At 49.3% G+C, this 12,545-nt stretch carries 11 protein-coding genes; 6 read left to right on the forward strand and 5 right to left on the reverse strand.

Annotation, left to right across the window (positions count from 1 at the left end; all coding sequences use genetic code 11):
* Positions 1-7: 7 nt before the first annotated feature.
* Positions 8-964, forward strand: a complete 957-nt coding sequence (locus HI950_RS25305) for a sugar kinase (RefSeq protein ID WP_169087037.1) — start codon at positions 8-10, stop codon at positions 962-964.
* Between the two features lie 2 nt (positions 965-966).
* On the forward strand, positions 967-1,749 hold the full coding sequence (locus tag HI950_RS25310; protein WP_169087038.1) for a DeoR/GlpR family DNA-binding transcription regulator: 783 nt from the start codon (positions 967-969) through the stop codon (positions 1,747-1,749).
* Between the two features lie 158 nt (positions 1,750-1,907).
* On the opposite strand, the gene nagA is transcribed toward HI950_RS25310, so the two are convergent.
* Together nagA and nagB are read right to left on the reverse strand one after the other, a co-directional pair.
* A complete protein-coding gene (gene nagA, locus HI950_RS25315; RefSeq protein WP_169087039.1) occupies positions 1,908-3,098 on the reverse strand; it encodes an N-acetylglucosamine-6-phosphate deacetylase in 1,191 nt (396 codons plus the stop codon).
* A 1-nt stretch (position 3,099) separates the two neighbouring features.
* The gene (gene nagB / locus HI950_RS25320) at positions 3,100-3,825 is read right to left on the reverse strand and encodes a glucosamine-6-phosphate deaminase (RefSeq protein WP_169087040.1); all 726 of its coding nucleotides are present in this window, start codon (positions 3,823-3,825) and stop codon (positions 3,100-3,102) included.
* A gap of 558 nt (positions 3,826-4,383) precedes the next feature.
* On the opposite strand from nagB, the gene fni reads away from it, so the two are divergent.
* Positions 4,384-5,439, forward strand: a complete 1,056-nt coding sequence (gene fni / locus HI950_RS25325) for a type 2 isopentenyl-diphosphate Delta-isomerase (RefSeq protein WP_169087042.1) — start codon at positions 4,384-4,386, stop codon at positions 5,437-5,439.
* Positions 5,440-5,518: 79 nt separating this feature from the next.
* Here the strand turns inward: fni and HI950_RS25330 are convergent, their stop codons facing one another.
* The 3 genes from HI950_RS25330 to HI950_RS25340 are packed head-to-tail and all read right to left on the reverse strand — an operon-like array spanning position 5,519 to position 9,038.
* Positions 5,519-6,613 carry a Ger(x)C family spore germination protein gene (locus tag HI950_RS25330; protein ID WP_169087044.1) on the reverse strand — a complete coding sequence of 365 codons (1,095 nt, stop codon included), beginning with the start codon at positions 6,611-6,613 and terminating at the stop codon, positions 5,519-5,521.
* The gene (locus HI950_RS25335) at positions 6,610-7,710 is read right to left on the reverse strand and encodes a GerAB/ArcD/ProY family transporter (protein ID WP_169087046.1); all 1,101 of its coding nucleotides are present in this window, start codon (positions 7,708-7,710) and stop codon (positions 6,610-6,612) included. Before HI950_RS25335 ends, HI950_RS25330 begins: the two co-directional genes overlap by 4 nt.
* The gene (locus HI950_RS25340) at positions 7,707-9,038 is read right to left on the reverse strand and encodes a spore germination protein (protein ID WP_169087048.1); all 1,332 of its coding nucleotides are present in this window, start codon (positions 9,036-9,038) and stop codon (positions 7,707-7,709) included. The genes HI950_RS25335 and HI950_RS25340 overlap by 4 nt, the downstream gene beginning before the upstream one ends.
* Positions 9,039-9,224: 186 nt before the next feature.
* On the opposite strand from HI950_RS25340, the gene HI950_RS25345 reads away from it, so the two are divergent.
* The 3 genes from HI950_RS25345 (at position 9,225) to glpX (ending at position 12,286) form a co-directional block, all read left to right on the forward strand.
* Positions 9,225-9,971, forward strand: coding sequence for a class I SAM-dependent methyltransferase (locus HI950_RS25345; protein WP_169087050.1), 747 nt, complete (start codon positions 9,225-9,227; stop codon positions 9,969-9,971).
* A gap of 2 nt (positions 9,972-9,973) precedes the next feature.
* On the forward strand, positions 9,974-11,005 hold the full coding sequence (locus HI950_RS25350) for an MBL fold metallo-hydrolase (protein WP_169087088.1): 1,032 nt from the start codon (positions 9,974-9,976) through the stop codon (positions 11,003-11,005).
* A gap of 309 nt (positions 11,006-11,314) precedes the next feature.
* Positions 11,315-12,286, forward strand: a complete 972-nt coding sequence (gene glpX / locus HI950_RS25355; RefSeq protein WP_169087052.1) for a class II fructose-bisphosphatase — start codon at positions 11,315-11,317, stop codon at positions 12,284-12,286.
* Positions 12,287-12,545 lie beyond the last annotated feature (259 nt).

Here is a 12,545-nt window from a genome sequence, read left to right on the forward strand (position 1 = left end):
TTGCAACGTGCATGAATCATCGCCGCAAATTGTAACGTTTGGCGAATCAATGGCTCTGTTTATGCCGCAGGAGCATAAGTCCATCGAACGCGCTGCGACACTTGAGCAGAGCTTCGGCGGAGCAGAAAGCAATGTCGCAATCGGACTTGCGCGTCTCGGTTCCTCTGTAGGCTGGTTTGGAGCACTCGGTGACGATCCGTTCGGCAAAATAATTTTGAAAACGCTGCGCGGCGAAGGCGTGGACGTATCCCGAGCTCAGATTAGCGCAGATGCGCCAACGGGCATGATGTTCCGCGAGCACGTAGCAGGCAGACTAGCCGTCCATTACTTCAGAAAGCATTCGGCTGCCAGCCGCATGCGTCCCGAGGAGCTTGACGAAAATTATATTCGCGGAGCAAAGCTGCTTCATGTCACTGGCATTACCGCAGCGCTCAGCGAGGATTGCCGCAAGACGCTTCGCCGTGCGGTCGACATCGCAAAAGAGGCCGGCGTGCTGGTCAGCTTTGACCCGAATTTGCGCCTTAAGCTGTGGTCCATCGAGGAAGCACGCGAGACGCTATTGCCGCTTGCCGCGGATGCGGATTATTTTTTGCCGGGCTGGGACGAGCTTAAGCTATTGTACGATACAGATGACTATGAGCAGGTCAAAGGCGAGCTGTCGAAATTGAAGGCAATCTCCATTATTAAAGGCAGAGGCGATACGACAGTTGTATTGAACAACGGCCAAGAGGAAAGCTTGCCCTTCTATCCAGCTGAGCAGGTTGTAGATACGGTAGGTGCGGGAGACGGTTTCTGTGCGGGCTTCTTGGCCGGCATCATGAAAGGCTTGTCTCCCGTTGAAGCAGTGCGTCTTGCCAGCATCAACGGATCGTTGGTTGTACAAATGCGCGGCGACTGGGAAGCATTGCCGGAGTGGGAAGTCGTCCAGCAGCGGATGTCCGCTAAGGCTTGGGTGGAGCGCTGATAATGGCTGATGTGAACGGGTCCAAAGGGCAGCGCCGCCGAGAGGCTGTACTGCAGCTGCTGAAGCAGCAGGGACGAGTAACGATAGCGGAGATGGTCGAGCGCTTTGGCTGCTCTGAAGCGACTGCGCGTCGCGATTTGGAGCAAATGGAGGCCGATTATCCGGTAATCCGCACCATTGGCGGAGCGATGTACGATGGGATGAATTCCGTTCGAGACCTGCCTTTTGCCGAAAAGGAAGGGCTGTCGATTTTGGAGAAAGAGCGAATCGCCGAGCTAGCTGCTTCATTAATCTACGAAGGCGATGTCATCGCGCTCTCCGGTGGTACAACCAACTTCTTAATTGCGAAGATTTTAAAATCCCGCAAAGGCATAACGGTCGTAACCAATGCGGTTAACATTGCGATGGAGCTGGCGGGAAGCGACATTCAGGTTGTCGTAACCGGAGGCATAATGCGCCATAATAGCTTCGAGCTATGCGGACCGTTAGGCGAGGGCATGGTTGCCCATTTGCATATTGGGAAAATGTTCATCGGCGTTGACGGCATCTCTGCCTCAGGCGGCATTACAACCTACTCGGAGCAAGAAGCGCAAATCGCCAAAGCACTCATAAAGCGTTCGCAGGCGGCGTATGCCGTATTCGATCATACGAAAACCGGGCGTACCTCGCTCTTCTCTATCGCTTCCTTAACGGAGCTTCGCGGCGTCATTACCGATGTTCCGCTTACGGATGAGCTTGAGGCTGCGGTGGAGCTGCATGGCATTTCCGTTCATGTGACGGGGTAGCGTAAAATTAATAGAAAGCAATACTTCATAAAAGCTACGTTTTATGGCGAGTCCTGAATAACGTGCGAAAAAGCCTCCAAAGCCACTACATAAGTGGGGATGGAGGCTTTTTTTTGTAGGATGATTCATGCTTTCATGGTATACGTTAGTTTACTATATTACTGCGCTACATAAACGGAGCGGCCCTGCACCCAAGTCTGCTGGACGTTCAAATTTGAATCGGTCCATACAAGGTCGGCTTGCTTGCCGTTTGCAATGGAGCCGGTACGGTCGCTTATGCCGAGCTGCTTCGCTGCATTGCCGCTAGCAAGTCGGCTGACCTCATCGATCGTTAAGCTGGAATTTTCAAGAATAAAGCGAATGGCGCCGATCATCGTCAAGCAGCTCCCTGCGAGGGCGTTGCCTTCAAGCAAACGCGCTTCGCCGTCCTTCACGATAACGGCTAAGCCGCCCAGACTGTATTCGCCGTCCGGCATGCCGGCTGCAGCCATCGCATCGGTGATGAGGATGACCTTGTCTTGTGGTTTCGCTGCAAGCACGAGCCGGATCGCCGCCGGATGCACATGAATGCCGTCAGCGATGAGCTCGGCTGCAATCCGGTCATCGGTAAGTACCGCGCCAAGCGTTCCAGGCTCGCGATGATGAAGGCCGCGCATCGCATTAAACGTATGAACCGCCTGCGACAGACCTGCATTCGCTGCGGCAATTACTTCATCATAGACGGCATCGGTATGACCGCATGCTATATTGATGCCTTGCTCAGCAAGCCAAGCTATCGTCTCGATAGCGCCGTTTTTTTCTGGAGCTAGCGTAAGCTGACGGATGAGCTCGGGCCATTTTGCATGCCACTGCTTCATCCATTCAAGCTGAGGGTCTTTAATGAAAATTGGATTTTGCGCACCAGGCCATTTTTCACTAATGAAGGGGCCTTCCAAATGAACGCCGTACAAGGCTGCATAAGGCATTTCGCTGCTGCGGTAGTCCGCTACCGCTTGCAATACATCTTCTATTGCATCCTTTGCTGCGGTCATCGTGGTAGCCAGCATGCCCGTCGTTCCTTGCGAGGCATGAAATTTAGTAATCGCATCAAAGCTTTCGCGGCTCGCGTCCATAAAATCAGCGCCGAAACCGCCATGTACGTGAACGTCAATAAAGCCTGGCAGCAGAAAGCCGCCTTGACCATCTATTGTAGGAAGCTCTTTCGTCACTGCTCCTGCCGATTCCTTGTCGTCCTCCGAAATGACCTGAGCGATTTTACCATCTTGAACGACGACACTTCCGGTAACAACTCGGTTCTCCAGTACGATATTTACATTGCGAATGAGCCAGTTAGCAGGGTTTGCTGTCATTTTAATCCAACATCCTTCCTGCCTCGCGATCGAGCAATACGATTACGCGTGCATGTGTTTGCAGCAATGAGGCTGGCACGTTTGTAGTGATCGGTCCAGTCAATGCTTCTTTAACAATACTGGCTTTGTCCGCCCCGCGAACGACCAATACGATTGTGTTTGCTTTCAAGATCGAGCCTACGCCCATTGTAATTGCATATTTAGGCACTTCGTCCATAGAGGCGAAGAAACGCGCATTTGCTTCGAGAGTTTCCTGCTTCAGCTTTACAGCGTGAGTGCCGCCCGATAGATTGGCATCAGGCTCGTTAAAGCCGATATGACCGTTATGGCCTAGACCAAGCAATTGGATATCAACCGGCTGTGCGTCAAGCATAGCATCGTACCGAGTGGATTCCTCATGGATGTTCTCTGCCATGCCGTTAGGCAAATGGGTTTGATCCGAAGGGATATCGATATGAGCAAATAAATGCTTATTCATATAGTAAGCGTAGCTTTGATCGTTATCAGCCGTTAGGCCGACATACTCGTCCAGATTGAACGTCGTTACATCCTTGAAGCTAACCTTTTTTTGATTGTAGGACTCTACTATTTTGTCATAAATTCCGATAGGTGTCGATCCTGTTGCTAGTCCAAGCACCGCGTTTGGTTTCTCGTTTACGAGGTTGATGAACAGAGCTGCTGCATAAGCGTCCAATTCCTGCTGCGTATCAAACTTAATAATTTCCATTTGTGTGCCTCCTTGATGGATTCGTTACTTTTATTTTATATGAGTTTCGAGCGATTAACAATATAAAATGATTGTAAAAATCAAATTTATGATTGCAAAAATCATTAATTTGATGGATGGTGTATGGTTGCGTCGCCAAAAGATCAGTAGAAAAAAATTCACCTTCCTTATGATGCCACACTTGCAAGAGGGACTATTCTTTCCGATGTCTATGAGAAGCCATGCTGCGTTAAGGAGGCAGCGAAAGCTATTCTAGGCGTATATTTATGCACGTTATGTGTCAAAGTCGTGGAGCAAGGAGCATGAAGCAGAAAAATATGCTATGCTAGTAGGTAGTCGTTTTGCCGGATTTGGTATGGATCGCATGGAACGAGCAGACATATTCATTGCGTATTCGCCGGAGGAGCTGAAGCGGAAAATATCATCTCAATCCGGAGCCATATAAGGCATATTATTGCACGGAGCTAAAGCACATAATAACTGAAGAAGATAGAGAAGCGGAACGTGAGCTGCGCTGCCATAAAAGGCGCTAGCCGTTTGCGCTTGGGAGGAACAAGCATGACAGTAGATCAGCAAGCCGCAACCGCGAAGCGCAAAGGGGAGCATATTCGCATTTGCTTGCAGGAGCAAGTAAACAGCGTCGGCATCGAAACGGGCTTGGAGCATTATCGCTTTAAGCATAATGCGCTGCCTGAGGTTTCCTTCCGCGAGGTGAGGCTGGATACAGAATGGTTTGGCAAAAAACTCGGTGCTCCGCTGCTCGTCAGCTCAATGACGGGGGGAACGGATGAAGCGGGCGCTATCAATCGAAGGTTGGCTGTGGTAGCAGAGGCACGGGGCTGGGCGATCGGTCTTGGCTCGATGCGCGCCGCCATTGAAAATGAACAGCTTGCTGCTTCTTTCTCCATTCGCAAGGATGCTCCTACCGTGCCTGTCATCGCCAATATTGGCGCTGTTCAGCTTAATTATGGGTTCGGCGTGGACTCCTGCCGCAAAGCGGTAGAGATTGCGGAAGCAGACGCCCTCGTCCTGCATCTTAACAGCATGCAGGAGGTATTCCAGCCAGAGGGAGATACCGATTTTCGCAATCTGCTTCAAGCGATTGAGCAGGTTTGCAAGTCTTTGCAAGTGCCGGTTGGCGTAAAAGAGGTCGGCTGGGGGATCGATGCCGATACGGCAGAAGCGCTTGCCCAGGCCGGGGTTGCGTTCATTGATGCAGCTGGAGCCGGGGGCACCTCCTGGAGTCAGGTCGAGAAGTTTCGCTCGAAAGACGAGCTGAGAAGGCAAGCGGCTGAGGCATTTGCAGATTGGGGCATACCGACAGCCGAGAGTGTCAAGGAGATACGTGCGCGGCTGCCGCAAGCGAACATTATTGCTAGCGGAGGCCTTCGGACCGGTGTTGACGCTGCAAAGGCGATTGCGCTTGGCGCCGATCTGGCGGGATTTGGACGAGTGCTTCTGCCGCAAGCGGCAAACGGCACGAATCAGGTGTCGCAGGAGCAGCTGCTTCAGCAATTCGAGCGGATCGAATTTGAACTCCGGACGGCGATGTTCGGCATTGGTGCAGGCTCGATCAGCGAGCTGCGCCAAACAAATCGGCTGCTTCTCAAATAAAAGCAAAAAAGGGGTATCTTCGAAGTCCTTTGGGACCGCGAAGATACCCCTTTGTTATTTGCCAGCCTTCCACGAAGCTTTATTTGATAAGCCCGGTGCCTTCTATTTTGATATTCGCGCGGACGACAAATTTAACGTTCGGATAAATCGATTTCCATTCCTTCCAGGCACCCCTTCCGGGATGGGTGGCGCGGTAATGGAGTCCAAAACCCATTGGATCAACGCCAGCCTTTTGGATTTTTCGCAAGAGGGTTACGCAGGTTTTGGCATATTCCTGACTTAATTTCTTTTCGATTGGCGCCCATTGTTCTTCATAGAGTCCTTTGGGTGCTTCCTCGAAAACAACCTTCATTTTGACATCCATCGTAATGGTGTCTTCGCCATCGTGGTTGCCAATATGAAACTTAGAATGAATTTCAGTGAGGGCAACAACAAGATCCATTCCTTCAAACATGCCATGCATGGAGGATTTGGTGAAATTGCTGGCGAGCTGATTGTAAAGCTGGGACTCCCTGGGTGACAGTATTAGCTTAACCTTTTTCTTATTAAGAAGAGCCGTTCGATTGATAACAAAGTTTTCTCTGTTATCTTTGGCGATAACAGGCATCAGCGGGTCAAGACCTTCCTCTGAGGCACGTCTAGAGAAGTCCGATAATGATTCAACATATGTGTAGGATGATTCTGTTCCGTCGGCGCCGAAGCTAAGAAATAACGTATTTCCGGGATAGCGCTCTGAGAGCGGCTCCACATTAAGCATGCTCTCAGCATCCGGCTTGCCGATGGCGACATCGGCAACACTTTGTATATCTCTCCTTCTCGTCATCCACTCCAGCAGGTTTTGATAGTCTTTGCGTGCCAGCTTCTCGCCGATTAGAAACACTTTGCAGTGCCCGAAATCAAGCTCCTTGTCGACATAGGCTTTCAGCATCCGCACGCCTTCTGCAATACTTTCAGTATTAATCGTTTCGATTTGCGTTTTGGATGCGCCAGGCTCGATTTTTGGAGAGGGAACAGCCAACTGAAGCGTAAGGCGATAAGGCTTTTTTTCATTGTCGGACAGGTCGATGCCGAGCGCGACGACAAAGAATCGTTTGTCGATGTCCTTGAAGCCGCAGCCGCTGAAGAGCATGCCAAATATAACAATCATCAGGAAGGTTCGTAGCGATCTGTTCATGCTGCTTTAGACCTCCTCCTGCTTAGCACGAATATCCATAGAACAACCAGGATTTCAGCAATCATGCGGATCACGAGCCAATAGGTGGTAAAGAGCAGATTCATTTTTTCGTTCGTCAAAACAAGATAGAGGATAGAGAGCATCGCGAAAATGCTCACAATAACATAGTTGGATGTTGGTGTTTTGGGACTGTCGATTTCAGGCTTGTAGTTTTTGAAGCAGCATTTAATAAATTCCATCGCTTGATGCCAGCCGCTCATCGTATATACGAGCGACAAATTCAAAAAAACAATAAGAAACAGAAACAATACGCGCTCGATAAACCCATACTGCATGAGCATGGAATCAGCCGTAACGCTCCAGATATAAATATATTGGTTTACGGCTTCCGTACCATGAAAGCCGATCGGGACAAAAAAAGTAATAAGCAAAATCAAAGTACCGAAGAGCGGATACACCCAGCGGAATTTAAAGCGGAAATTTGGCGGAAAGAGCCTATTAAATAAGGAAAGATTGATATATCCGGTGAAAATAAAAGTTGCTGCCGCAACGGACATCAAAGTGGGCATTTCGGTTACATAATTGGCCACGACCCGAATCGAATCCCAGTTTAATTGAGGGCTCCTCACCGCTTTGAACAAAATAAATATAATAATCGGCGCATTGACGATTAAAGCGATCTCTAGCACAAATATGACGGAGAGCGTCGATCGGGTAGCCGCATAGCCGCATGCTATAATCAGCATTACCAATATGACAATCGTGTTCGCATCCGGGTTGAAAAAACGATTGATAAGGATAGCGTATTCGACGATAACAATAGTCGTCCCTATCCACCACATCATCGCAAAAAAAACCATGGAGATGACGACTAGCCAATGCGGACAATGCAGCTTTAATATTTCGGACAAGCCTAGGCCAGGATATCTTGCCAAGGCGCTCGTGTACATATAGACCAACACCGTCCCAATGACGATACCTACAAGAATAGATGATACGGCACCGTTATAACGGGCCTTAATTAAAATATGCGGAACGAACAGCATCAAGTTGATGAAGCTGACGAGAATGAAGTTGTAAAAGACGTACCGATTCACTTTAGCTTCACCTGCCCGACATCGCCTTCTAACGGCCTTAATTTTCCGAATATACGCATATACGGCTTTCCGAAGCTTCTAAGATTGCAAAGATAAGTGAGATAAACAAACATACCGACAGCAACGCCTGAAATGCCAAAAAAAATGGAGACGAGAATAAGCGGATATTTCAGGAAACGGACGGCAAACGAAAGCGAGTTAACCGGAATGACGAAATTGGATATCGCAACTACCGAGGTTACGATGATCATGATGCTGCTTACAAGTCCGGCTTGCTGCGCAGCTTGGCCGAGAATAAGCCCTCCAACGGTCGTAGCCGTAGACCCGATGTAACGCGGCAAGCGGATGCTGGCTTCAATGAGCGTCTCGATCATGAAGAGCATAATAAACACTTCAACAAACGAGGGGTATGGGACGGCAGAGCGGCTGCCCGCAATCGAGAAGGCAAGCTGCACGCGAAACAGCTCCGGATTGTAGGATACGACGGAAATATAGAGAGCGGGCAGCGTGATCGTAAGTACAATGGACGCGTACCTTAGAAATATAAGAAAACGAGTCATCCAATAAGCATCGTAATCATCCTCCATCGCATGCATGAAATCGAAGAAGGTAGCGGGCAAAATGATCGCAAACATATTTCCTTTTAGGAGAATAACGATTTTGCCTTTGGATAACGCTTTTGTTATACGGTCAGGCCGTTCTGTGATTAGAAGAGTCGGAAATAAATGCTTGCGTTTGCCGACGAGCAGCTTCTCCAAATCCCCGGCAGCTTGAAGCATTTCTACATTAATGGTCGTTAATTTCGAACGGACGTTTTCAAGCACGGAAGGATCGACCCGGCGCTGATCATAGAGGGCGAACACGGGCGTTTTGGACAATGAGCCGATCGTATGCTCCTCCACCGACAGTTCCGGAGAAGGATACATGCTGCGCACAAGGTTTAGAGATATATTTATATTTTCGCTGAGCGCGAGCTGCGGTCCTTGAATGGCGCTCTCTACCTGTGTTTGCGGGTTTTCAATGCTGATGATGCGGGTGACTTCTAATGAGTAAATGGCTCGATTTGCCTCGATCAAAACGTTGCCGCGCAGCAGAAGATCCTGCCATTTGGCGACATCCTCGACACGCACATAATCGGGGTTCGTGTCCAGCTGTTTCTGGAAGGGGTATGCCTCTCTCGTAAAAGGAACGATTATAAAATCGCTAATTTTCTTTTCTTCGCATAAAGGGGCAATATAAGCGATTTCGATGGTCATTTCGCTATTGTGCAACGTTTCCAACTTCATATCGACGGCTTCGGCAAACAATAAGCGAATACGTTCAAGCATGCTGATTCCCCCTTCGTTAAACTGATAATAAATAGACCGAGCAGCTGGATGATCTTCCATAGTTTGTGCTAAAACCCAAAAACTATGCTTGGTTGAAACTGTTTTGCGGGCAGGATGGAATTCAAGTACAATTAAGCCATCATAAGCATGGGATAGGCGCGTGCTCATTACGAAGGAGAGCAGGACATGAAACCATGGTACGAACAGAGCTTTGGCTCTGATTATATGCTCGTTTATAAACATCGAAACTACGAAAATGCGAATCAAGAGGTTCGTAAAATGATCGCATGGCTGAAGCTGCCAGCGGGTGCTCACGTGCTGGATATTGGCTGTGGAATGGGCCGGCATGCACTAGCTCTAGCAGACTTCGGTTATACGGTAACAGGCATGGATCTATCTCCTACTTTGCTGGAAGAGGCCGGTCGCCATGATGAAAATGGCATGGTCAAGTGGGTGCAGGGAGATATGCGCAAGCTGCCTTTCAAGGAGAGCTGCTTTGATGCCACGGTCAATTTATTTACTTCCTTCGGTTATTTCAGTGCTGAAGAAGACAATATCAATGTTCTTAGGCATATTCGGAGAGTGCTGCGACAGGATGGCTCGTTTCTAATTGACTTTCTCAATCCTACTTATGTGGAGCAAACGTTAGTGCCCCGATCAGAACGGATAGATGAGGAGTGCGGGTTGCTCATTGAGGAGCTTCGATCCATTCGCGATGGGTGGGTGCAGAAAGAAATATCGGTATCCAAGCCGCAATCAAAGGAGGAGCCGCGTCAGTATTTGGAGAGAGTAAGGCTGTACGATCTCAGTTGGTTCGATCAGCATCTTGCGGCTAGCGGCCTTGCGCTTGAACAGCTTTACGGGAATTACAATGGCTCGACCTACGATCAGGCGACCTCACCGCGCATGATTATGGCAGGAAGGGCGAGATGACGATGACAGAGCAAAATAGGAAGATAAGCGTGACGGATCTATCCGTACATTCGGCAACAATGTGGCAGAGCGGCTGGCTGCAGGTTAAGGTGCCAGTCCCTTTTTCGCTGAAATGGGTGAATAGCTATCTGATTCCTGAAGAACAAGGCTACACGCTTGTTGACCCTGGCCTGCGAACGGATGAAGCCATCGAGGTGTGGACGGACGTCATGGAGCAGTATGGCTTGCAGTGGCAAAATATTACGCGTATCGTGCTGACGCATCAGCATCCCGATCATTACGGGTTGGCTGGTTATGTGCAAGAAAGAAGCGGGGCGCCCGTATTCATGACGCGCGAGGCACATCGCTATGCGAAAAGGCTGTGGGGAGAAAATAGCGATTTTTCCGAGCAACTGCTTACGTTATACGAGGAGCACGGAATGCCAATTGAGCTAAGGGAGGCAATTGCAGAAAATCTTGCTACGTTTGTAGGCATGGTATCTCCGCAGCCAAAGGTTACTTATTTCGAGGCTGGAAGCCAGATGATGATCGGCGGCCTGAGCTGGCTGTTAATTGATGCGCCTGGACATGCGAGGGGGCAGGTCTGCTTCTATCAGAAGGAACGGCAATGGATGCTGTGCGGCGATCAGGTGCTGCCGCATATTACGCCGAATGTTAGCGTTGTGCCCGGAGAGGAAGGGGATCCGTTAGCTGAATTTTTGGGCAGCCTGCAAGAGCTGGGGACATATGGGGTAAAACTCGCTTTTCCCGGGCATCGTGATCCTTTTACAGATTTTGAAGGTAGAATTGCGGAATTGCAGCAGCATCACATACGCAGGCTGGACAAGATGGCGGCAATGCTGGAAGAAGAGCCCCGCACCGCCTATGGGATGTGCGAGGCTCTATTCGGCAGCCGTCTCAGCGGCAATGCTCATCAACTGCGGTTCGCGATGTCGGAGACGCTTGCTCATTTGGTTTATTTGGAGCGAAAGGATAGAATCGCTTCAACAATCACCGATGGCGTCTATCGCTATTCTGCGCTCACGACGGAATGATTGCGGAATTATGGGGGCGAAGTCGAGATTTATGAATAGCGGAATCCTTCTCTAATGTTTGATAAATATTGCTAAGAAGAGCGTACCCTTACAGGACAAACCTGTGAAGGTGCGCTCTTTTCTTGCTCTATTAAGTACATTGGGTAAACATAATGGTATATGTCATCACATTAATGATGATTTAATGAAGATGGTGAAATATATATTGCGACATATATAAATATATGTTACATATTAAATAACGGAAATGACTTGAACAGGTATGCTAATGAACTATTCCGTCATATGAGACCAAAGGGAGACTGGATAATGGAGAGAGAATTGGCATTAGAGCTTGTGAGGGTAACGGAATTGGCGGCACTGGCCTCTGCACCGTGGATGGGGAGAGGCGACAAAAACAGCGCTGATGGAGCTGCAACTTCGGCGATGCGCTATATGTTTGATTCTGTATCCATTCGGGGCACGGTCGTCATTGGCGAAGGCGAAATGGATGAAGCGCCAATGCTCTACATCGGAGAAGAGGTAGGCAGCTTGAACGGTCCGGAGGTTGACGTTGCGGTTGATCCGCTTGAGGGAACAGAAATTGTAGCAAAAGGATTAAACAATGCGATGTCTGTACTCGCGGTCGCTGGGAAAGGACAACTGCTGCATGCCCCGGATATGTACATGGAGAAGCTGGCATTTGGTCCTGCATTAGTTGGCAAGCTGTCGATTACGGATCCTATGGATGTGACGCTTCGCAAGGCAGCTGATGCCTTAAACAAGAAGGTGTCGGATTTAACCGTTATGATTTTGGATCGAACACGCCATGAGACTATCGTGAAGGTGCTGCGCAAGGTGGGCGTTCGTATCAAGTTTTTGTCGGATGGAGACGTTGCGGGCGCGATGGCGCCAGCTTTTCCCGAAGCGGGCATCGATCTATACGTAGGCTCGGGCGGTGCGCCGGAGGGCGTGATAGCTGCGGCTGCATTAAAATGTCTAGGCGGAGAGCTGCAGGCACGGTTGATGCCGGCAGACGGCAACGAATACAATCGCTGTGTCCAAATGGGAATAGACGATCCGTACCGCGTGCTGACGATGGAGGATATGATCGGAACCGGCGATGTTTATTTTGCGGCAACAGGCGTAACGCCAGGCGAGTTTTTGGGCGGGGTGCAGTATTTTCCGGATCAAAGGGCCGAGACGCATTCCATCGTCATGCGGGCAAAAACCAAAACCATACGCTTCGTCCGCGCACTGCATTATTTGCCGAACAAGACGTTTCTGAATACTACAAAATAAAGGGAGAGCTGCTCCATGAGGTCGAAACGATCAATATGGAGCAGCCTCCTATGTTTATATGCTCAACATGATGATTGCTAGCTCCTGATGTCATTTGCAAGTGCGAGTATTGCCTGGGGATAACAGGAATTTCTCCCGCTAATTTCTTTAAAATGGTGCTAATTTGCTATTTAACAGGAAAATTGGACCTCCGTCAAGAAAGTGGACACAAATTATCCTGCTTTTCTCTTATTGAATTGTGCAGCAAAGCGGACCGGTG

The sequence above is a fragment of the Paenibacillus sp. PL91 genome (genome assembly GCF_012935325.2).
Taxonomy (GTDB): Bacteria; Bacillota; Bacilli; order Paenibacillales; family Paenibacillaceae; genus Pristimantibacillus.